The sequence below is a fragment of the Billgrantia kenyensis genome (genome assembly GCF_013697085.1).
Taxonomy (GTDB): Bacteria; Pseudomonadota; Gammaproteobacteria; order Pseudomonadales; family Halomonadaceae; genus Halomonas; species Halomonas kenyensis.
In genome coordinates this window covers 317,807-337,407 of sequence record NZ_JACEFT010000001.1, presented here as the reverse complement: position 1 = coordinate 337,407, position 19,601 = coordinate 317,807, and the positions used below count along the sequence as shown (strand labels likewise).

22 protein-coding genes are annotated in these 19,601 nt (G+C 65.2%); 9 read left to right on the top strand and 13 right to left on the bottom strand.

Going from position 1 to position 19,601, the window contains the following annotated elements; genetic code table 11:
* Positions 1–16: 16 nt before the first annotated feature.
* Positions 17–475, top strand: coding sequence for a YchJ family protein (locus H1D44_RS01470; RefSeq protein ID WP_181513065.1), 459 nt, complete (start codon positions 17–19; stop codon positions 473–475).
* A 12-nt stretch (positions 476–487) separates the two neighbouring features.
* On the opposite strand, the gene H1D44_RS01465 is transcribed toward H1D44_RS01470, so the two are convergent.
* Positions 488–1,834, bottom strand: coding sequence for a Na+/H+ antiporter family protein (locus tag H1D44_RS01465; protein ID WP_181513064.1), 1,347 nt, complete (start codon positions 1,832–1,834; stop codon positions 488–490).
* A 108-nt stretch (positions 1,835–1,942) separates the two neighbouring features.
* Positions 1,943–3,490 carry a histidine ammonia-lyase gene (hutH, locus tag H1D44_RS01460; protein ID WP_181513063.1) on the bottom strand — a complete coding sequence of 516 codons (1,548 nt, stop codon included), beginning with the start codon at positions 3,488–3,490 and terminating at the stop codon, positions 1,943–1,945.
* A 75-nt stretch (positions 3,491–3,565) separates the two neighbouring features.
* Between hutH and H1D44_RS01455 the strand changes: the two genes are divergently transcribed.
* Complete coding sequence (locus tag H1D44_RS01455) at positions 3,566–3,754, top strand: hypothetical protein (RefSeq protein ID WP_181513062.1); 189 nt, start codon at positions 3,566–3,568, stop codon at positions 3,752–3,754.
* A 7-nt stretch (positions 3,755–3,761) separates the two neighbouring features.
* Here H1D44_RS01455 and hutU read toward each other — a convergent pair whose 3' ends face one another.
* The 3 genes from hutU to hutI all read right to left on the bottom strand — a co-directional run bounded on the left by hutU (position 3,762) and on the right by hutI (position 7,734).
* On the bottom strand, positions 3,762–5,453 hold the full coding sequence (hutU, locus tag H1D44_RS01450; RefSeq protein ID WP_181513061.1) for a urocanate hydratase: 1,692 nt from the start codon (positions 5,451–5,453) through the stop codon (positions 3,762–3,764).
* Between the two features lie 78 nt (positions 5,454–5,531).
* Positions 5,532–6,521 (bottom strand): formimidoylglutamase, encoded by a 990-nt coding sequence (hutG, locus tag H1D44_RS01445; RefSeq protein WP_181513060.1) that lies wholly within the window; start codon positions 6,519–6,521, stop codon positions 5,532–5,534.
* A complete protein-coding gene (gene hutI / locus H1D44_RS01440) occupies positions 6,502–7,734 on the bottom strand; it encodes an imidazolonepropionase (protein WP_181513059.1) in 1,233 nt (410 codons plus the stop codon). Before hutI ends, hutG begins: the two co-directional genes overlap by 20 nt.
* Before the next feature lie 332 nt (positions 7,735–8,066).
* Between hutI and H1D44_RS01435 the strand changes: the two genes are divergently transcribed.
* Positions 8,067–9,398 (top strand): YjiH family protein, encoded by a 1,332-nt coding sequence (locus H1D44_RS01435; protein ID WP_181513058.1) that lies wholly within the window; start codon positions 8,067–8,069, stop codon positions 9,396–9,398.
* Between the two features lie 88 nt (positions 9,399–9,486).
* Here H1D44_RS01435 and hutC read toward each other — a convergent pair whose 3' ends face one another.
* Complete coding sequence (gene hutC, locus H1D44_RS01430) at positions 9,487–10,203, bottom strand: histidine utilization repressor (RefSeq protein ID WP_181513057.1); 717 nt, start codon at positions 10,201–10,203, stop codon at positions 9,487–9,489.
* A 105-nt stretch (positions 10,204–10,308) separates the two neighbouring features.
* Here hutC and H1D44_RS01425 point away from each other — a divergent pair, with 105 nt between their 5' ends.
* From H1D44_RS01425 to H1D44_RS21225, 4 genes are all read left to right on the top strand, one after another.
* Positions 10,309–10,962, top strand: coding sequence for a glutathione S-transferase family protein (locus tag H1D44_RS01425; protein ID WP_181513056.1), 654 nt, complete (start codon positions 10,309–10,311; stop codon positions 10,960–10,962).
* Between the two features lie 22 nt (positions 10,963–10,984).
* Entirely contained in the window at positions 10,985–11,323 is a 339-nt protein-coding gene (locus tag H1D44_RS20915) for a helix-turn-helix transcriptional regulator (RefSeq protein WP_181513055.1), read from the top strand.
* On the top strand, positions 11,224–11,646 hold the full coding sequence (locus H1D44_RS20910; RefSeq protein ID WP_238984347.1) for a glutathione S-transferase family protein: 423 nt from the start codon (positions 11,224–11,226) through the stop codon (positions 11,644–11,646). The genes H1D44_RS20915 and H1D44_RS20910 overlap by 100 nt, the downstream gene beginning before the upstream one ends.
* A 311-nt stretch (positions 11,647–11,957) precedes the next feature.
* Complete coding sequence (locus H1D44_RS21225; protein ID WP_181513054.1) at positions 11,958–13,190, top strand: DUF418 domain-containing protein; 1,233 nt, start codon at positions 11,958–11,960, stop codon at positions 13,188–13,190.
* Positions 13,191–13,194: 4 nt separating this feature from the next.
* Here the strand turns inward: H1D44_RS21225 and H1D44_RS01405 are convergent, their stop codons facing one another.
* Entirely contained in the window at positions 13,195–13,446 is a 252-nt protein-coding gene (locus H1D44_RS01405; protein WP_181513053.1) for a hypothetical protein, read from the bottom strand.
* 151 nt (positions 13,447–13,597) lie between these two features.
* Here H1D44_RS01405 and H1D44_RS01400 point away from each other — a divergent pair, with 151 nt between their 5' ends.
* Together H1D44_RS01400 and H1D44_RS01395 are read left to right on the top strand one after the other, a co-directional pair.
* Positions 13,598–13,744, top strand: a complete 147-nt coding sequence (locus H1D44_RS01400) for a hypothetical protein (protein ID WP_181513052.1) — start codon at positions 13,598–13,600, stop codon at positions 13,742–13,744.
* An 84-nt stretch (positions 13,745–13,828) separates the two neighbouring features.
* On the top strand, positions 13,829–14,416 hold the full coding sequence (locus tag H1D44_RS01395; RefSeq protein ID WP_238984346.1) for a DUF938 domain-containing protein: 588 nt from the start codon (positions 13,829–13,831) through the stop codon (positions 14,414–14,416).
* A gap of 6 nt (positions 14,417–14,422) precedes the next feature.
* Here the strand turns inward: H1D44_RS01395 and H1D44_RS01390 are convergent, their stop codons facing one another.
* From H1D44_RS01390 to H1D44_RS01365, 6 genes are all read right to left on the bottom strand, one after another.
* Complete coding sequence (locus H1D44_RS01390) at positions 14,423–14,605, bottom strand: hypothetical protein (protein ID WP_181513275.1); 183 nt, start codon at positions 14,603–14,605, stop codon at positions 14,423–14,425.
* A 93-nt stretch (positions 14,606–14,698) separates the two neighbouring features.
* Positions 14,699–15,958: a TRAP transporter large permease gene (locus H1D44_RS01385; protein ID WP_181513050.1), complete on the bottom strand. Its 1,260-nt coding sequence runs from the start codon at positions 15,956–15,958 to the stop codon at positions 14,699–14,701.
* Positions 15,955–16,497: a TRAP transporter small permease gene (locus H1D44_RS01380; RefSeq protein ID WP_238984345.1), complete on the bottom strand. Its 543-nt coding sequence runs from the start codon at positions 16,495–16,497 to the stop codon at positions 15,955–15,957. The genes H1D44_RS01385 and H1D44_RS01380 overlap by 4 nt, the downstream gene beginning before the upstream one ends.
* Entirely contained in the window at positions 16,498–17,490 is a 993-nt protein-coding gene (locus tag H1D44_RS01375; RefSeq protein WP_181513049.1) for a TRAP transporter substrate-binding protein, read from the bottom strand. It abuts the gene before it with no gap.
* 112 nt (positions 17,491–17,602) lie between these two features.
* A complete protein-coding gene (locus tag H1D44_RS01370) occupies positions 17,603–18,091 on the bottom strand; it encodes a GNAT family N-acetyltransferase (protein WP_181513048.1) in 489 nt (162 codons plus the stop codon).
* A gap of 62 nt (positions 18,092–18,153) precedes the next feature.
* Positions 18,154–19,599, bottom strand: coding sequence for an aldehyde dehydrogenase family protein (locus tag H1D44_RS01365; RefSeq protein WP_181513047.1), 1,446 nt, complete (start codon positions 19,597–19,599; stop codon positions 18,154–18,156).
* Between the last annotated feature and the right edge of the window lie 2 nt (positions 19,600–19,601).

Sequence of the window (19,601 nt, the reverse complement as noted above, 5' to 3'; positions counted from 1 at the left end):
TGGAAGAGACATGAGCATGAGCCAGCCGCGACATCATTGTCCCTGTAACCCTGGGCGCCCCTATGCTGCCTGCTGCGGCCGCTTTCATGGGGGCGAGCCGGCGCCGAGCCCGGAAGCGTTGATGCGCTCCCGCTTCAGTGCCTTTGCCCTGGGGCTCGACGATTATCTGCGCGATACCTGGCACCCGAGTACGCGTCCTGCAACGCTCGGCCTGGTCGATGAAACGCGATGGCTGCGTCTCGAGGTGCTCGACCAAGGCTCGGCGGGTGAGCACGGGCACGTGCATTTTCGCGCCACCTTTCGCGAAGGCAGGCGTTGGGGCGTGCTGGCGGAGAACTCGCGCTTCGTGTACGAGGCGGGCCGCTGGTTCTATGTCGACGGCGAGCCCACCATGGAGCGCCTCAAGCCGGGCCGCAACGACCCTTGCCCCTGCGGCAGCGGGCGCAAGTTCAAGAGCTGCTGCGGCCCGGGTTGAGGCTATCGTCGGCTACAGCAGCATGGCGGCTGCCCAGCCGAAGGCGATCAGCGGGATATTGTAGTGCAGGAAGGTGGGCACCACGCTGTCCCAGATATGGTCGTGCTGGCCGTCGGCATTTAGCCCAGCGGTGGGTCCCAGGGTCGAGTCCGAGGCCGGCGAGCCGGCATCGCCCAGCGCCGCGGCGGTGCCCACTAGGGCAACCGTGGCCAGAGGAGAAAAACCGAAGCCGAGAGCCAGCGGGACGTAGAGCGAGGCGATGATCGGGATGGTGGAGAATGACGAACCGATCCCCATGGTGATGAACAGGCCCACCAGCAGCATCAGCAGCGCTGCCAGCCCCTTGTTGTCACCGATCAGCCCGGCAGAACCCGCCACCAGCCCTTCGACCTCGCCGCTGGCCTGCATCACGCTGGCAAAGCCCGCTGCCGAGATCATGATGAAGCCAACCAGCGCCATCATGCGCATGCCTTCGGTGAAGATGCCGTCCTGTTCGTGCCAGCGGAATACACCACTGACCGAGAGCAGGGCGAAGCCGAACATTCCACCCAGCACCATCGAACCCGAGAGCAGCTGAATCGTCACGGTGCCCACCAGCGAGGCGCCCAGCACCGCGATCTGCCAGGGCGCCAGGTGCGTGGCTGCTTGGGCTGGGGTCTCGTCACCGTGGGCCAGGTCGCGATCCACGTAATGGCGCGGGCCGTGGTAGCTGATCAGCACGGCGAAGGCGAGGCCCAGCGCCATGCCGCCGATGGGGATCAGCATGGCCACCGGCACCATGCCGCGTGTCACTTCCAGGCCGAGTTCAGCGCCGCTCTCGTTGAGGCTGGCCAGCAGGATATCGTTGAGGAAGATCGCGCCGAAGCCCACCGGCAGCAGCATATAGGGTGCTGTGATGCCGAAGGTGATCACACAGGCGGCCAGGCGCCGATCCAGGCGCAGGTGGTTCATCAGCTTGAGCAGCGGCGGCACCAGCACCGGGATGAAGGCGATGTGGACCGGTATCAGGTTCTGGGAGCTTACCGCTGCGGCCAGCAGGGCGGCCAACAGGGTATAGGTCACCATACGACGGCTGCCGCCCGACTCGTCCAGGTGAAAGCGGCGAATCGCGCGATTGGCCATCAGCTCGGTGATGCCCGAACGTGAGAGGGCCACGGCGAAGGCGCCCAGTACGGCGTAGGAGAGGGCAATGGTTGCACCATTGCCCAGCCCATCATTGAAGGCATCGAGAATCTCCCCGATCGGCATTCCGGCATAGAGGCCGCCGACCAGGCTGGCGGCAATCAGGGCGAAGACCACGGAAACCCGGGCAAGACTCAGGCCGACCATCACCAGGATGGCCAGAACGATGGCATTCATGTCGCGATCCACTCTTGTCGTTGGGTGTGGCGGAGACAGGCGAGCTCCGCTGTCGTGTCGGGGGCAAGGGGACTCCCCGACACGGCATTGTGCAGGTCAGGCCGGCACTCAGTGGCTCGGCAGCAGGCCGGCGGGGATCAACCCACTGAGGGCGCGGGCTTCGAGCAGCGCAGTGGCGGCCTCGATGTCCGGGGCGAAGAAGCGGTCCTGATCGTAATGGCTGACCCGCTCGCGCAGGGTGGCGCGCGCGCCTTCCAGTCGCTCGGAGGTGCCGAGGCGCTGGCCGTCGCTGCCGGTGCGCAGGTCCAGCCCCTGGCTGGCGGCCAGCCACTCGATGGCGACGATGCCGCGCACGTTGGCGGCCATCTCCCACAGCCGCTTGCCGGCTGCCGGGGCCATGGAGACGTGATCCTCCTGGTTGGCCGAGGTGGGCAGGCTATCGACGCTGTGCGGGTGTGCCAGGGCCTTGTTCTCGCTGGCGAGAGCGGCGGCCGTGACCTGGGCGATCATGAAGCCGGAGTTGACTCCGCCTTTTTCGACCAGGAAAGGCGGCAGCTGGGACATGTGCTTGTCCATCATCAACGAGACGCGCCGTTCAGTGAGCGAGCCGATCTCGGCGATGGCCAGTGCAATATTGTCTGCCGCCATGGCCACCGGCTCGGCGTGGAAGTTGCCGCCGGAGATGATCTCGTCCTGCTCGGCGAACACCAGGGGGTTGTCGGATACCGCATTGACCTCGATGGCCAGCACCTCGGCGGCCTGACGCAGCTGGGTCAGAACGGCACCCATTACCTGGGGCTGACAGCGCAGCGAGTAGGGATCCTGAACCCGATCGCACTGGGCGTGGGAGTCGCCGATGGCGCTGCGCTCACCGAGCAGATGGCGATAGGCAGCGGCGGCATCGATCTGGCCGCGCTGGCCACGCACTTCATGGATACGCGCATCGAACGGCGAGCGTGAACCCAGGGTGGCCTCCACGGTCAGGGCGCCGCAGACGGTGGCGGCGGCGAACAGGTCCTCGGCCTCGAACAGCCCTTTCAGGGCGTAGGCGGTCGATACCTGGGTACCGTTGAGCAGCGCCAGACCCTCCTTGGGGGCGAGGTTCAGGGGCTCCAGGCCGGCCACTTTCAGGGCCTCCCGGGCGGGCAGCCATTCCCCCTTGTGGCGGGCCTTGCCTTCACCGAGCAGGACCACGCTCATGTGAGCGAGCGGCGCCAGATCGCCGGAAGCGCCCACCGAGCCCTTGAGGGGAATGTGCGGGTAGACCTCAGCGTTGATCATGGCGATCAGGGCATCCAGCACCTCGCGGCGGATACCGGAAAAGCCGCGGGCCAGGCTGTTGACCTTGAGCACCATGATCAGGCGCACCAGTGCGTCGCCCATGGGCTCACCGACCCCGGTCGAGTGCGACAGCACCAGCGAACGCTGCAGGTCCTCCAGCTCGTCGTTGGCGATGCGGGTCTGGGCCAGCAGGCCGAAGCCGGTGTTGATGCCGTAAACGGTGCGGTTCTCCGCCACTACGCGGTTAACGCAGTCGACGCTGCGTTGAATGGCGGCATCGGCGCTTGCGGGTAGCGTTACGTGCAGCGGCGCCTCGAAGACCTGGCGTGCCTGGGCCAGGGTCATCTTGCCGGGTTGAATGTCGAGCTGGGACATGGAATCTCTCTCCAGAAAAGGCGTTGGCAGCTGAAGCGATGAGCTGTGCCGGCAACAAGCCTGCGCGAGGGCGCTGTGAACCCATCCCTGGGCGCTATTTTTGCCCTGCGGCGCTCTTGCATCCTGCACCGCTTGCAGGGCCTGGGTTGGCCATCCATGGCCAACCCGTTCGGCGGGAAGAACATGTTCTTCTATTTCCGCCTCACCCCTGGCAAAAAACCCTCGCTTCGCCTTGTTCCCGGCGCTCATCGCGCCGAACGTTGAGGCGCTCTTATTTATCGAGCATCGGCAGATCCAACCCATTTTCCTGGGCGCACTGCTTGGCGATATCGTACCCGGCGTCGGCGTGACGCATCACCCCGGTGCCCGGGTCGTTGCGCAGCACCCGGCCGAGGCGAGCGTGGGCGTCATCCGTGCCGTCGGCGACGATCACCACCCCGGCGTGCTGGGAGAAGCCCATGCCCACGCCCCCGCCATGGTGGAGCGAGACCCAGGTGGCGCCGCCGGCGGTGTTGAGCAGGGCGTTGAGTAGCGGCCAGTCAGAAACGGCGTCGGAGCCGTCCATCATGGCTTCGGTCTCGCGGTTGGGGCTGGCCACCGAGCCGGAGTCGAGGTGATCGCGACCGATGACCACGGGGGCCTTGAGCTCGCCGTTGGCGACCATCTCGTTGAAGGCCTGGCCGAGGCGGGCGCGGTCCTTGAGGCCAACCCAGCAGATGCGCGCCGGCAGACCCTGGAAGCTGATGCGCTCGCGGGCCATGTCGAGCCAGCGGTGCAGGTGCGGATCGTCGGGGATCAGCTCCTTGACCTTCTGATCGGTCTTGTAGATGTCTTCCGGATCGCCGGAGAGCGCGGCCCAGCGGAACGGGCCGATGCCCTGGCAGAACAGCGGACGAATGTAGGCCGGTACGAAGCCGGGGAAGTCGAAGGCGTTGGCGACACCCTCTTCCTTGGCCATCTGGCGGATGTTGTTGCCGTAGTCGAAGGTGGGCACGCCCATCTTCTGGAAGTCGAGCATGGCCTGCACGTGCACCGCCATGGACTGTTTGGCGGCCTTGACCACCGCTTCGGCTTCGCTCTTGCCGCGGGCCACGTATTCGTCCCAGCTCCAGCCGGAAGGCAGGTAGCCGTGCAGCGGGTCGTGGGCGCTGGTCTGGTCGGTGACCATGTCCGGCCGTACGCCGCGCTTGACCAGTTCCGGCAGCACGTCGGCGGCGTTGGCGCACAGGCCGATGGAGACCGCCTTGCCCTCGGCGGTGTAGCGCTCGAGGCGTTTGAGTGCGTCATCGAGGTCGTCGGCCTGCTCGTCCAGATAGCGGGTGCGCAGACGGAAGTCTATGCGCGACTGCTGGCACTCGATGTTGAGCGAGCTGGCGCCGGCCAGGCTCGCCGCCAGCGGCTGGGCGCCGCCCATGCCGCCGAGCCCGGCGGTGAGGATCCAGCGGCCGGTAAGGTCGCCGTCGTAGTGCTGGCGACCGGCCTCGACGAAGGTTTCATAGGTGCCCTGGACGATGCCCTGGGAGCCGATGTAGATCCACGAGCCGGCGGTCATCTGGCCGTACATCATCAGGCCCTTGCGATCCAGCTCGTTGAAGTGCTCCCAGTTGGCCCAGGCCGGCACCAGATTGGAGTTGGCCAGCAGCACACGCGGGGCGTCCTTGTGGGTCTCGAACACACCCACCGGTTTGCCCGACTGGATCAGCAGGGTCTGGTTGTCTTCCAGGCGCTTGAGGGTGGCGACGATGGCGTCATAGCACTGCCAGTCGCGGGCGGCGCGACCGATGCCGCCGTAGACCACCAGGTCTTCGGGGCGCTCGGCCACGTCGGGGTGGAGGTTGTTCATCAGCATGCGCAGCGGGGCTTCGGTGAGCCAGCTCTTGCAGCTGAGTTCGGAGCCGGTGGGTGCGGCGATACGGCGGCTGGCGTCGTGGCGGGCATCGGCAGGCGTGGTATGGCGGTTCATCGTCGTGTCTCTCTTTGTATAGGTCGGACTGGATGTTGTCGTAAGTCGTCTTGTCCAGGGCTCTGAAGGGCGTTGGGTTCAGCTATCCAGCGTCAGCCGGTGGATCAGGCGTGCCGCGGCCTTGGCGGTACGGCCGTCGATATCGAAGCTCGGGTTGAGCTCGGCGATGTCGATCAGACGCAGCTTGCCGCTGTCGCGTACGGCCTCGATCAGCGGTTCGATCAGCGCCAGGGGCACGCCGTAGGCGGCGGGAGCGCTCACTCCCGGCGCCTCGGCGGCCGGCAGCACGTCCAAATCGATGCTGAGATAGAGGTGGTCGCAGCGCGCCATGAACTGCTGCAGGTCGCGCATGATGGCGTCGAGGCGCAGGGTATCGATCTCGTGATCCTCACGTACCAGCACGTTCAACTCCCTGGCCCGGGTGAACAGGGCGCGGGTGTTGCTGGCACGGCTCACGCCCAGGCAGGCGTAGCGGAACGGCCAGGCGCGGGCGTGGCATTCGGCGGCGATCTGGGCGAAGGGCGTGCCGGAGGAGCGCACGTGGCTCGGATCACGCAGATCGAAGTGGGCATCGAGGTTGACGATGCCGACCCGCGGGCGGGCCTCGCCCTGTGCCCCTCCCTGGGCCTCGAAGTGGCGTGCCAGGCCAGACCAGCTGCCGAAGGCCACCTCGTGGCCGCCGCCCAGCACCAGCGGCAGGTGGCCGTGGGCCAACAGGGCGGCGACCCGTTCGGCCAGACGCTGCTGGGCGGCTTCCAGGTCGTCGTTGCCGTGGCAGCTGACGTCGCCGGCATCGAATACCGGTGCGCTGCGATGCCAGGCCAGCGGTGCCAGGGCCTTGCGCAGTGCCCGCGGGCCTTCGGCGGCGCCCACGCGGCCCTGGTTGCGCGCCACGCCGGCATCGGAGGCGAAGCCGAGCAGGGCGGCGCCGGGAGCGCTGTCCGATTTAACTGGGGTGATGACCTGATGCCAGCGCAGGCTGTCGTGCTCCGGGTCTTCGCGCCCGGCCCATACGGACATGTCGATGGACGGATCGGCCAGGTGTAGATCAGTGCTGTTCTTGGACATGGGTCGGTTCCCCTCCATAAATGCGCTGGCGCAAGCGACCGGGCTGCACGGCGTAGGCCAGCTCGGCGGGTGAGCCGATGTCCCACAGGCACAGGTCTGCCGGCGCGCCCGGGACGATGCGCCCCAGTTGCCGGTTGTGCAGGCCCAGCGCCTGGGCGCCGTGGGCGGTCATGCCGGCCAGGGCCTCGCGTGGCGTCAGGCGGAACAGGGTGCAGGCGAAGTTCAGCATCAGCGTGGGCATGAACAGCGGCGAGCTGCCGGGGTTGGCGTCGGTGGCGATGGCCATGGGCACGCCAGCTTCGCGCAGCGCAGCGATGGGTGGCAGCTGCGTCTCACGCAGGGTATGAAAGGCGCCGGGCAGCAGCACCGCGACGCTGCCAGCCTCGCGCAGCGCGTTGACGCCCGCCTCGTCGAGATATTCGATATGGTCGGCGGAGAGCGCGCCATGCCGGGCCGCCATGGCACTGCCGCCCAGGTTCGAGAGCTGCTCGGCATGGGCCTTGATCGGCAGGCCGTGGGCTTCGGCAGCCTCGAAGACGCGCTCGCACTGAGCCACCGAGAAGGCGATCTTCTCGCAGAATACGTCCACTGCATCGGCCAGCCCTTCGGCGGCCGCGGCGGGGATCATCTCGCGGCACACCAGGTCGATGTAGCCGTCGCTGTCGTCCTGGTACTCCGGGGGCAGGGCATGGGCGCCCAGCAGGGTGGTCACTACCCGCACCGGTAGTTCCTCGCCGAGGCGACGCGCCACGCGCAGCATTTTCAGCTCATCGGCCACGCTCAGGCCATAGCCGGACTTGATCTCCACCGTGGTCACGCCATCCCGCAACAGCGCTTCCAGCCGCGGCCTGGCCAGGCTGAACAGCTGCTCTTCGCTGGCTTCCCGGGTGGCACGCACGGTACTGAGGATGCCGCCGCCGCGGCGGGCGATCTCCTCGTAGCTGGCGCCCTCGAGACGGCGTTCGAACTCGTCGGCCCGGGAGCCGCCGAATACCAGGTGGGTATGGCAGTCGACCAGCCCCGGCGTCATCACGCCACCCTGGCCGAGGATCCGGCAGCCGGCGCTCTCGTTCGGGTCGAGCTCATGCATGGGCACGACGCGTTCGATGGTGTCACCCGCCACGATCACTGCCATCGGCTCGGGCAGAGTGTCGTGACCGTCGAATAGCGTGACGTCATGCCAGACGAGGCGCTGTTTGGAGTTGGCAGGCATGGGGACTCCTGATGTTCATCGATTCAATGTATATACATTTAAATCGTCATGGCTCGAAGGTCAAGGCCGGGTTGCGAAGAGTTTGTCTTGATTTCTGTTCCATGCACTAATTCTTCCATTCAAGCTGCTGTTAGTACACTGGATTATCTTCCTGATGGAAGCGAGTTACGGTGTCGGTCATACAGTGAGTTAGACTAAAGATGTAGGCGTATGCGACGCTTCGGCATGGCACCTGTGAGGAGCGTATTGTATATACAATAATGATGCCGCATCCGTTGCGAGACAAGGCGCGGTGAATCGACAGCCACAAACTCAAGACGAGGACGATACCCATGGCGATTCCGGACCCGGTCACCCGGGGCGCAAGCGGTTTCAATTGGCTCACCGTGGCCAAGCTGTTCGTTCCCAGCGCGCTGGGGATTCTGATCTTCTTCATTCCCGTCACCCTGGGTGGCAGGAACACCATCCTGCTGGACCACATGGTGACCGGGGCCAGGGAGCTCCTGGGCGGTGCCGCAGGTCTCTATGCGCTGACGCTGATCGTGGCGGGCGCGGCTTACCCGCTATGGAAGGGCACCTGGCGGCGCAGTCTCACCGACCGCATCTTCACCGTGCTGAAGCTGGCCGGCGTCGCCGTGGCCATCATGGCGATGACCGGCTGGGGGCCTGGGCTGCTGCACGAGCCGGACATGCTGCCGTTCCTGTTCAACCGGCTGGTGATACCGGTAGGGCTGATCGTGCCCATCGGTGCGGTGTTCCTGGCCCTGCTGATCAGCTACGGCCTGCTGGAGCTGATCGGCGTGCTGCTGCAGCCGGTCATGCGGCCCATCTGGCGCACGCCGGGGCGCAGTGCCATCGATGCCGTGGCCTCGTTCGTGGGCAGCTACTCCATCGGCCTGCTGATCACCAACCGGGTCTATCAGGCGGGGCAGTATTCGGCGCGGGAGGCGGCGATCATCGCCACCGGTTTCTCCACGGTGTCGGCCACCTTCATGATCATCGTGGCACGCACGCTGGATCTGATGAGCGTGTGGAACCTCTATTTCTGGCTGACGCTGGCGATCACCTTTGCCGTCACTGCCGTTACCGTTCGCCTGCCGCCGCTGTCGCAGATGAACAATGAGCGCAGCGATGGCGAACCCGAGGCGATGCCCGGCAAGCGGCTGAACACGGCATGGAAGGCCGGTCTTGCGGTGGCGGCTCAGGCGCCGGGGCTGCATCGCAGCGTGGCGCTCAACGTACGCGAAGGGCTGCTGATGGCGATCAGCATCCTGCCGTCGATCATGTCGGTGGGGTTGCTCGGCCTGCTGGCCGCCAAGTACACGCCGCTGTTCGAGTGGCTGGGCCTTCTGTTCTATCCCTTCGTGGCGATCTGGGGGCTGGAGGATGGCATGGCGCTGGCTCAGGCTTCCGCTGCCGGGCTGGCCGAGATGTTCCTGCCGGCGCTGTTGATGGCCGAGGCCGAGTTCGTTGCCCGCTTTGCGGCTGGGGTAGTATCGGTTTCCGCGGTGCTGTTCTTCTCCGCCTCCATTCCCTGCATCCTGGCCACCAGCATTCCGCTTTCGGTTGGACGCATCGTCGTGGTGTGGTTCATCCGCGTGGCGCTCAGCCTGATGCTGGCCGTGCCGGCCGGCTTCCTGGCCCAGGCGCTGAGCGGGGCCTGAGGCTTCACTCCATCGAACGTCCGCCACTACTGAGCGAGGCCGGCTGCACCGGCCTCGCTCAGCGTTATCGAGGTGTCACGATACCGGCTCAGCTGGCGCTGCGAGAGAGCGCCGAGCGCAGCTTGTAGCGGTCGCCGGGATGGATCAGCCGGGCGTAGCTGATCAGATGCTCGCCCGACCAGGTGCGGCGTATCATGCTCAAGCAGGGCTGCGTGGCATCCATTTCGAGCCGCTCGGCGGTCGCGGCATCGACCCGTACCGCCTCGACCACATGCTCCACGTCGGTGATCGGGCAAGCTGCCACCAGCACTTCGTTGGGGGTATGGCGGTGGAAGTCGGTTTCCAGGTAGTCCGGTACCCAGCGCGGATTGACGAAGCGATCCTCGAGCTGGATGGGCACTCCGTTCTCGCGGTGAACGATACGCGTGTGGAACACCCGCGTGCCCAGCCGCACGCCCAGACGCAGCGCCACTTCGTCGTCGGCGGCGATGGCCTCGGCCAGCAGCACGTCGCACTCGTAACCATGACCACGGCCGCGAACCTCCTCGGCGATGTTGTGCACGTCGACCAGTGACGACTCCGCCTTGCGGTCGGTGACGAAGGTGCCGAGCCCGGGTTGGCGAGTCAGGTAGCCCTGCTGCACGAGATCGCGAATCGCCTTGTTGGCGGTCATACGGCTGACACCGAAGTCACGGGCTAGTTGCTCTTCGGGAGGAATCTGATGATGTGCCGGCCAGGTACCACTGCGTATCATTTCCAGCAAGTGTTGCTGAATCTGCAGGTAGAGCGGGGGAGAGCTGCCCATGGGTTAGGTTCCTGTGCCGTCATGTCTATACATATTCTACCTGGCTGGACGTCATGCGGCAGCCATTGCACAGTAGAGGCATGACATGATGCAACGGGAGGTCGCATGAAGCTCGTCATCGGCAACAAGAACTACTCATCATGGTCGCTCAGGCCCTGGTTGCTGCTGAGAATGCATGGCCTGCCATTCGAGGAGATTCGTATCCCCTTGGCGCAGGGCACGACCCGGGAGGCGCTGGCCGCTCACACCGAGGCGGGCAAGGTACCGGTATTGCACGACGATGAGCTGACCGTTTGGGATTCGCTGGCGATCTGTGAATACCTCTCCGAGCATTACCTGTCGGGGGCCGGTTGGCCGGCGTCGTGCCACGAGCGAGCCGAAGCGCGCTCGGTGAGTGCCGAGATGCATGCCGGCTTCGTCGAGCTGAGGACGTGCATGCCGATGAACTGCCGGGCCAGCGGGAGAAGCGTGGCCATCTCCGACACCCTCGAGGCTGAGATCATGCGGCTCGAACGGATCTGGACGCTGAGCCGCGAACGCTACCAGCACCGCGGGCCCTGGCTCTTCGGTGAGTTCTCCATCGCCGACTGCATGTTCGCACCGGTGGCGTTTCGCTTCGCCACTTACGGCGTGAAGCTCTCGCCGCCTGCCGAAGCCTACCGCCAGACGCTGCTGCGCTCGGCGCCGATGCAGGAGTGGGTCGAGCAGGCCAGGGCGGAGCCCGAAGTGATCGAAAGCGCCGAGGTAGGGATCAACTGAGCGAAGACGAGGAAAGTTCTTCATGTCGCGCACGACGCGCCTTCTCGATCTGCTGCAGATCCTGCGGCGTCACCGCTGCCCGGTGAGCGGTACCGCGCTGGCGCAGGAACTGGGTGTCTCGCTGCGCACCCTGTACCGCGACATCGCTTCGCTGCGTGCCATAGGTGCCGAGATCGAAGGCGAGCCGGGTATGGGCTATCGACTCGAGCCGGGGTTGATGCTCCCGCCGCTGATGACACACACCACGAGAGGGAGCGGATCATGCAGGAAGAGATCGTCTTTTATACCAACCCCTGGTCCCGGGGCGGCATCGTGCACTGGATGCTGGAGGAGTTGGGGCAACCCTACCGCATGGAGGTGATCGAGTACGGCCCGCCGATGAAGTCGTCCGAGTATCTCGCCATCAATCCCATGGGCAAGGTGCCGGCCATACGCCATGGCAATACTGTCGTCACGGAGGCGGCCGCCATTTGCGCCTATCTGGCCGAGGCATTCCCCGAGGCCGGCCTTCTGCCGACGCCCGTGGGGCGCGGTGACTACTACCGCTGGCTGTTTTTCACGGCCGGGCCGCTGGAGATGGCGATATCCCTGAAGTCCGCCAATGTCACGCTGAGCTCCGAACAGCAGATGCAGTTCGGCTGCGGCAGCTACGAAACGGCGGTCGACACCTGGCCAAGGCGGTAGCGGGGCGGCGATACATTGCCGGCGACAGCTTCACCGCCGCCGACATCTATGTCGGCTCCCACATCGGTTGGGGCATGCAGTTCGGCACACTGGACAGGCGCCCGGAGTTCGAAGCCTATTGGAATGGCCTCAAGGATCGTCCTGCCCATCGACGCACGGAGGAGGCCATTGCCAAGGCAATGCCTGCCGACGCGACTCCGAGCGGCTAGCCGGCATTCATGTCTCGGCAATACAGGAGCGAAGTTGAGTTTGCCAGGCTTACTCATGCATTACGCTGATTTCCCCGCCCTGTTGAGCTGGGGGGTAGGCGAGTGAACCGGACCCAGCAAGCGTGCCGTCGCGTCGACCAGGGTACGACGGCACGCATCGAGGCACTCGACGTGCTGCGCGGCGTGGCACTGCTCGGCATTCTGGTGATGAACGTTCAGGCGTTCGCCATGCCATATGCGGCTTACCTCAACCCCTCGGCCTGGGGACGCCTCGAAGGCATCGACCTGGCGGCCTGGCTCATCTCGCATTTGCTGGCCGACCAGAAGATGATGGCGATTTTTTCCATGCTGTTCGGTGCCGGTATCGTCTTGTTCGCCGAGCGAGCCGAGGCTGCTGGACGACCGACAGCGATGCTGCACTACCGGCGCAATGCATGGCTGCTGTTTTTCGGTGCTGCCCACGCCTACCTCGTCTGGTATGGCGACATTCTCTTCACCTATGCCGTCTGTGGCATGCTGCTCTATCCCTGCCGAAAAATGTCTCCCTGGAGCCTGTTGACCTCCGGGGTAGCAATGCTGGCGGTTACCTCAGCGTTATTTCTTTTTTTCGGCTGGTCGATGTCTTTCTGGTCAGAGGCCGATTTGCTCGCCTTCCAGGCTGAATGGCAGCCTCCCGTCGAGCAGCTTCAGAGCGAGATCGAGCGTTATCGCAGCGGCTGGTGGCAGCAGATGCCCCACCGTGCAGAGCTGGCCTTCGAGGCCCAGACCTTCACCCTGCTGGTATGGGGGCTGTGGCGAGCGGCCGGGATGATGCTGATCGGCATGGGGCTCTATCGCCTCGGCGTGCTGACCGGGCTGGCACGGCCACGTGTCTATCTCACCCTGGTGGGCATGGGCCTCGTTCTCGGCCTGCCACTGGTGGCCTATGGCGTGGCTTGGAACTTTGCCAACGATTGGGGGCCACTGTCGATGTTCTACGGCTTCCAGTTCAACTACTGGGGCAGTGTGCTTGTCGCCCTTGGCTGGGTCGGCGGCGTCATGCTGGTACTGCGCACCCAGGCGTGGCTCGGCTTGCGGAGACGTCTCGCCGCCGTGGGCCGGATGGCGTTCAGCCTGTACATCCTGCAGAGCGTGCTCATGAGCCTGATCTTCTACGGCCACGGTCTGGGCATGTTCGGCCACATCGAGCGCAGCGGCCAGATGCTGGTGGTGCTGGGCATCTGGCTGCTACAGCTATGGCTGGCGCCACTGTGGCTGCGCCATTTTCGTCATGGGCCGCTCGAGTGGCTGTGGCGCTCACTGACTCGCGGCCAGCGGCAACCCTGGCGGCACTGAGCGATCAGGGCAGCTCCTTGCCTCCCTGGGGGTCTGAAGCGTCGTAGTCCTGTGTGTCGTCGGGCGGCGAGCCGGGCTCGAGCGAGGTCTGGTGCTCGTAGTCGCGGGCGGCACGGATGGCTTCGGGCTCGCTGTCGTGACGTGATATCTCCTGCGGCTGATCGGGGTCGCTCACGTCGACCACCCGCCAGCCGCTGACCAGGATCGCCTCCTGGGTCTCGCGCTGTATCGGCTCGACTTTTGCGGTACGCGTCATGGCGTCCTCCATGCTGGTGAGTCCATTCACTACCCACCATGGCAGAGGAAACGGCGATTGGCTAACGGGCGCCGTAAGCAACCGCTTATGCTTGACCGGCACCTTGGCACCGTCCATACAGGAGGTGTATCACCGACAGCAGGAGGTCAGGATGAGGAAACTGTTAGGCATGGCCGCCGCCTGGTGGTTGCGCAAGCCGGAAAATCGCGCGAGGCTCAAGCGCAAGGGCAAGCAGATGCTCAGTGGCTTTCGCGGCCGGCAATCGCGCTCGTCCGAACAGCAGCGCCGCCGGCCATGATCCCGGCCAGGCTTCCGCGGCGTGCGCTAAACGTAACGTGAGACATCACAGCACACGAGGTTCGTTGATAGCATGAATCGCCGCATGAAGAGCCCGGCTGCGGCTCGTAACCGCCAACCCATTCTTGAAGTGCTCCAGGCGGTACTTCCGGAACGGGCTTCGATTCTGGAGGTTGCCAGCGGCAGCGGCGAGCATGGCGTTCATTGTGCAAGCGCAATGCCGGGATGGGAATGGCAGCCGAGCGACCCCAACGCCGCGGCCCGCGCCTCCATCTCTGCCTGGTGTGCCCATGCTGGGCTAGACAATCTGCGCGAGCCGCTACCGCTGGATGTGGTCGGAATCTGGCCATCCGGGCGCTTCGATGCCGTAGTGGCGATCAATCTCGTGCACATCTCCCCTTGGGAAGTGACCTTGGCCCTGTTGGCGCAATCGGCTGCTCATCTCAACGCAGGTGGGGTGCTCTACCTCTATGGCCCCTACCGTCGTGATGGACGCCACACGGCCGAGAGCAATGCCGCTTTCGATACCGATCTAAGGGCCAGGGATTCACGCTGGGGGGTGCGCGACCTCGAGCGAGTTGTTGCTGAGGCACAGCCACACGGATTCTTGCTCGAGCGAATCGTCGAGATGCCGGCCAACAACTTGAGCGTGGTGCTACGCCTCCATGCCTAGGCGGGCTTATTCATCGACCCGGCCGGGCTCGCGATAGCGAACGCCCTCTGCCTGGCGGTCATCTTCGTAGCGCCGCGTCTCCTCCTCGGCGGGAATGCCCCATAGCGTCTCACGACTGCCGTCGTCGTAGGTATAGGTGGTACAGCCTGCGAGAAGGATGAAACATGAGAGGGCGGCGATACGAAGCATCGGTGTCACGTGAATTCCCTTCGGTAGGAAGTAGTCAAGCGGCCAGGGTGAGGCCAGGCCGCGTTGTCGTCAAGCGCATCGTGCCGGCGCGCCCTAGCCAGATAGCCCCAGCAGGATCGGCACATAGACCACCAGCAGCAGAACCGCGATCAGGCCCAACAGGTAGGGGATAATGGCGCGGGTGATGCGTTCCAGGGGTAGTTGGGTGACGGAAGAAGCCACATAGAGGTTGATAGCCACCGGCGGGGTGATCATGCCAATGGCCAGCCCCATCACGATGATGATACCGAAATGGATCGGATCGATACCCAGCTGCAGCACCAGCGGCAGCAGCACCGGGGTCAGGATGATCAGCGCGCTGGCGGTCTCGATGAAGACCCCGGTAAGCAGGATTACTCCGACGATGAGCAGCATGATCACGTAGGGATTGGTGGAGAGCGACAGCACCGAGTGGGCAATGGCGCCTGGCACCTGCCAACTGGACAGCGTCCAACTGAGTACCGCCGATGTCGCTATCACCAGCATGATCACCGAGGTGGTCATCGCCGAGCGAATCAGTATGCGATAGATATCGGGCAGCGTGAGGTCACGATAGACGAACAGCGACACCAGCAGGGCATAGTTGACTGCCACCACGGCGGCCTCACTGGGGGTGAAGATGCCGGAGAAGATGCCGCCCAGAATGATCACCGGGGTCATCAGCCCCCAACTGGCACTCTTGAAGGTTCGCCATATCGTTGCCGGTGAAAGCTCGGTGCCCCGCGGGTAGTTGCGCCGGTAGGCCTGGGTGATGGCGATGGCCGCCAGCCCGATGCCCATCAGCACGCCCGGGATGATGCCGTTGAGAAACAGCCTCGACACCGACTGCTGAGCGATGACGGCATAGATGATCATCGGCACCGAAGGCGGGATCACCACGCCGATGGTGCCGCTGGCGGCGATCAGGCTGGCCGCCGAGGCGGGGTCGTAGCCCTTGCGCTTGAGCTCCGGAACCAGGCTTGAGCCCACGGCTGCGGTGGTGGCGGCACCCGAGCCTGAAATGGCGGCAAAGAACATGCCGGCCCCGACCGAGACGATGGAGAGCCCGCCCTTGAGGAAGCCGAACAGCGAATCGGCAAAGTCCACCAGCTTCTCGCTCACCTTGCCCTGGGCCATGAGATCCCCGGCCAGGATGAACATGGGCACCGCCACCAGGGCGAAGGAGTTGATGCCCTGGAACATCTGCTGGGTGACCACCATCAGCGGCACGCCCTGGGCGTTGAGGGCGAGCAGCGTACTGGCCCCGATGGCAAGCGCGATCGGCACACCCAGCAGCATGAAGGCGAAGAACAGCAGGAACAGCAGGCCGGTCATGGCGGTGGCTCCTCGGCGGTGCTGCTACCGGTATCGGCCGCCTGCGGCCCCTTGATCGCGAGTTCGATGGCATCGATCATGGCGTACCACGCCATGATCGCCGCAGAGAGGGGGATCACGGCATACACATAGGTCATGGATAGCCGCAGCGAGGCGGAGCGCTGGAAGCTTTGCGCCTGCATGTAGCGATAGCCGATCACGACCAGCGTGACAAAGAAGCCCAGTGCCACCAGCACCGCGGCGATACGTGCCAGCTGGGCGAGGCGGGCGGGCAGGGCGTCGACGACGAAGGTTACGGCGATGTGTCGCCCGCGCTGAAAGGCCAGGGTGGCGCCGAGAAAGGTGATCCACACCAGCAGGAAGCGGGCGACCTCCTCGGTCCAGCCCACGGCGGTGAAGAGTGTGCGTGAGACGATCTGCAGCGTGATCACGCCAATCAACGCCGCCATGCCCAGGAACACGATGGGCTGGATGACGGCGTCGAGGATGCGTTCACTACGCTGCAGCAGGCCCGTGAGGGCATGCAGCGGAGAGCTCACTTACTGCAGCGCCTCCTGAATGCGCGTCAGGTAGTCGCCAAACTGTTCGCCGTACTTCTCGTACACCGGGGCGACCGCGGCTTGGAACGCCTCGAGGTCGGCGTCGTCGATGATCTGCATGCCGGCGGCCTGCAGCTCTTCCAGCTGGTCGGCCTCCATCTCGGCGTTCATGCGGCGTCCATACTCGGCAGCCTCCTGGGCGGCCTCGCGGAGCACCTCATGAGCGGCTTCCGGCAGCTGATTCCAGGCCGGCATGCCCATGACGAAGATAGCCGGGGCGTAGGTGTGGCGCGAGAGCGTCATGTGGTCCTGAGTCTCATGCAGCTTGAACGAGTGGATGACGTTGACCGGGTTCTCCTGGCCATCGATGGTGCCCTGCTGCATGGCCGTCAGGGCCTCGGTCCAGGCCATGGGAATGGCGTTGGCACCCAGCTCACGGAAAGTATCGGTGTAGACCGGGTTTTCCATCACGCGGATGCGCAGGCCGTCGATATCCTCGGGGCTGCGTACCGCGCGTTCGCTGTTGGTCAGGTTGCGGAAACCGCGCTCGGCGTAGGCCAGGCCCTTGAGATTGACTTCAGCGAGTTTGTCGAGCAGCTCCTGGCCGATCTCGCCGTCGAGCACCTCGTAGGCGGCCTCCGGTGTGGGGAACAGGAACGGCAGCTCGAACACCGCCATCTCCTCGACGAAGTTGGCCACCGGACCGTTGGTGATCACGCCCATGTCGACGGTGCCGATCTGCATGCCTTCCAGCAGGGTGCGCTCATCGCCGAGCGAGGCGTTGGGGTAGATGTCGACGGAAATCGCGCCTTCGGTGCGCTCGGCGACCAGCTCCTGGAACTTGGTCGCGGCAATGTGAAAGCCATCCTGCTCGTTGACCACGTGGGCCAGGCGCAGGGTGACGGGGTCCATGTCGGCGAAGTCGGCCTGGGCAGTGGAAGCCAGGGCGAGGGAGAGGCCGAGTGCCAGCGTGCTGCGTGCAAACATTTTCATTTTTAGTTTTTCCTTTGTCAGGTCAACCCGTTGAGGAGGATGCCCCAGCGGGCCCGACAGGGTCAATCGTCACGCTGACGTTGGATGACAGCACCGCGGCAATACTGTTGAGTCACAGCAGGCGATACATGACATGGCCGTCGACCAGCCCCTGGGTCGGGTGCCGGAATGCGCAGGGCAGGGTGCCGACGATCTCGAAGCCATGCTTCTGCCACTGGCGTATCGCCACCTCGTTGGTTGAGACGACCATGTTGAACTGCATGGCCGTGAACCCGAGTTCACGCGCGACTCGCAGGGAGTCCTGGCACAGCTGATTGGCGATGCCTTGGCCCCGGGCGCTTTCGGCCACCAGGTAGCCGCAGTTGCAGACATGATCACCGGGGCCCGGCTGGTTGGGCTTGAGGTAGTAGGTGCCGAGCACGCGACCGCGAGCGTCTTCCGCGACGCGCACGGCACGCGGCAGTTCGACCCACATGCGGTAGGCATCGGACTCGCCGATGTCGCGGGGCACGGCGTAGGTATCGCCGGCATGCAGTACCGGCGCCATGAAGTCCCACATGGCGGGCCAGTCCCCTGACTGATAGGGGCGAATGCGGATCATCGGTTTCCTCCTTGATACCAGGCATCGGGCCGATTCTATGACAGTTCAGCGTGAAAAGCGCCTCATGCCGGACCAACGAGATGCTTGACCGCCAGGTAGGCGGAGAGACCCCAAGGGCCAAGCTCGCGGCCGATGCCGCTGCGCTTGAATCCGCCCCATCCGGTCTCGGGCAGTACCAGCTGCTCGCCGTTGAGCCATACGCTGCCTGCCTGAAGCTGTCTGCCGATGCGCACGGCACGTTTGCGGTCAGCGCTCACCACGGTCGCCGCCAGGCCGAAGTCGCTGTCGTTGGCGAGCTCGATGGCCTCCGCTTCACTCGACACGCTACGGGCGCAGAGCACCGGGCCGAAGATTTCCTCGCGCCATAGCCGACTTGTCGTCGGTACGTCACGAAACAGTGTCGGCGCGACGAAGTAGCCCTGCTCTGGTAGCTGCCGGTGGCTGGCGTCGCGTATCGCCCGCAGGCCCTCCTGCCTGGCGATGGCGAGATAGGCCTGCACGTTGTCACGCTGCCGGGCGCTGGCCAGCGGGCCCATGTCGCTTTCCTCGGCCAAGGGATCACCCAATGTCAGCGCGTCGATACGTGCGGCAAGCGCGGCATAGACCGCCTCGGCGATGGCCTCATGGACGATCAGGCGCGACGTGGCCGAGCAGATCTGCCCCGCATTGAAGTAGATGCCGGCCATGATCCAGTCGGCGGCCTGGCCGGGGTCGGCGTCCTCCATCACCAGGATCGGCGACTTGCCGCCAAGCTCGAGGGAGACGTCGGCGGAACGCTCGGCGGCGGCGCGCATCACCGCTTCGCCGATCCGGTTGCTGCCGGTGAAGGAGACCTTGTCGATGCCGGGATGAGCGGCCAGCGGGGCGCCGATACCCTCGCCATCGCCGAAGAGCAGGTTGAGTACGCCGGGCGGCAGCCCGATCTCCAGGGCGATTTCCGCCAGTGCCCGCTCGGGTAGCGGTGTCACCTCGGAGGGCTTGAGCACCACGGAGCAGCCGGCGGCCAGGGCAGGGGCCAGCTTCCAGGCGCTGGTTACCAGGGGGAAGTTCCACGGTGTGATAAGCCCCACCACGCCGACCGGGTCGTGGTAGCAGCGCGCCTCGACGCCGGCCATCTCGACCTCGACGAGCCGGCCCTGGCGCTGTTCAAGCTCGCGTGCCTGCCCGGCGTAATAGCGGTAGCAGGCGATGGCGTCGTCGATGTCGATGGCGGCCTCGGCCAGCACCTTGCCATTGTTGGTCGAGGAGAGCCGGATCAGCTCCTCCCGGCGCCGTACCAGGCCGTCGGCGAATCGCTCGAGGTAGCGGGCGCGTTCGCTGCCGCGCGTGGCACGCCAGCCCGGCAGGGCGCGCCGGGCCGCGGCCACGGCAGCGTCCACGTCGGCGGGGTGGCCGGTGCTGACCTCGGCGATGGTCTCCTCCCGGTAGGGATTCATCACCGGCAGGCAGCGCTCGCCTCGGGAGGGCGTCCAGCGGTTGTCGATGAACTGCTGATCCAGCTGTTGCATGG

Excerpts from the sequence above, each read along its gene's own strand:
- hutG (WP_181513060.1), bottom strand. The coding sequence starts at position 6,521 with ATGTCCAAGAACAGCACTGATCTACACCTGGCCGATCCGTCCATCGAC.
- hutU (WP_181513061.1), bottom strand. The coding sequence starts at position 5,453 with ATGAACCGCCATACCACGCCTGCCGATGCCCGCCACGACGCCAGCCGC.
- hutC (WP_181513057.1), bottom strand. The coding sequence starts at position 10,203 with ATGGGCAGCTCTCCCCCGCTCTACCTGCAGATTCAGCAACACTTGCTG.
- H1D44_RS20915 (WP_181513055.1), top strand. The coding sequence starts at position 10,985 with ATGTCGCGCACGACGCGCCTTCTCGATCTGCTGCAGATCCTGCGGCGT.
- H1D44_RS01365 (WP_181513047.1), bottom strand. The coding sequence starts at position 19,599 with ATGCAACAGCTGGATCAGCAGTTCATCGACAACCGCTGGACGCCCTCC.
- H1D44_RS01370 (WP_181513048.1), bottom strand. The coding sequence starts at position 18,091 with ATGATCCGCATTCGCCCCTATCAGTCAGGGGACTGGCCCGCCATGTGG.
- H1D44_RS01405 (WP_181513053.1), bottom strand. The coding sequence starts at position 13,446 with ATGACGCGTACCGCAAAAGTCGAGCCGATACAGCGCGAGACCCAGGAG.
- H1D44_RS01435 (WP_181513058.1), top strand. The coding sequence starts at position 8,067 with ATGGCGATTCCGGACCCGGTCACCCGGGGCGCAAGCGGTTTCAATTGG.
- H1D44_RS01465 (WP_181513064.1), bottom strand. The coding sequence starts at position 1,834 with ATGAATGCCATCGTTCTGGCCATCCTGGTGATGGTCGGCCTGAGTCTT.
- H1D44_RS01425 (WP_181513056.1), top strand. The coding sequence starts at position 10,309 with ATGAAGCTCGTCATCGGCAACAAGAACTACTCATCATGGTCGCTCAGG.
- H1D44_RS01470 (WP_181513065.1), top strand. The coding sequence starts at position 17 with ATGAGCCAGCCGCGACATCATTGTCCCTGTAACCCTGGGCGCCCCTAT.
- hutH (WP_181513063.1), bottom strand. The coding sequence starts at position 3,490 with ATGTCCCAGCTCGACATTCAACCCGGCAAGATGACCCTGGCCCAGGCA.
- H1D44_RS01395 (WP_238984346.1), top strand. The coding sequence starts at position 13,829 with ATGAAGAGCCCGGCTGCGGCTCGTAACCGCCAACCCATTCTTGAAGTG.
- H1D44_RS01400 (WP_181513052.1), top strand. The coding sequence starts at position 13,598 with ATGAGGAAACTGTTAGGCATGGCCGCCGCCTGGTGGTTGCGCAAGCCG.
- H1D44_RS01385 (WP_181513050.1), bottom strand. The coding sequence starts at position 15,958 with ATGACCGGCCTGCTGTTCCTGCTGTTCTTCGCCTTCATGCTGCTGGGT.
- hutI (WP_181513059.1), bottom strand. The coding sequence starts at position 7,734 with ATGCCTGCCAACTCCAAACAGCGCCTCGTCTGGCATGACGTCACGCTA.
- H1D44_RS01390 (WP_181513275.1), bottom strand. The coding sequence starts at position 14,605 with ATGCTTCGTATCGCCGCCCTCTCATGTTTCATCCTTCTCGCAGGCTGT.
- H1D44_RS20910 (WP_238984347.1), top strand. The coding sequence starts at position 11,224 with ATGCAGGAAGAGATCGTCTTTTATACCAACCCCTGGTCCCGGGGCGGC.
- H1D44_RS01375 (WP_181513049.1), bottom strand. The coding sequence starts at position 17,490 with ATGAAAATGTTTGCACGCAGCACGCTGGCACTCGGCCTCTCCCTCGCC.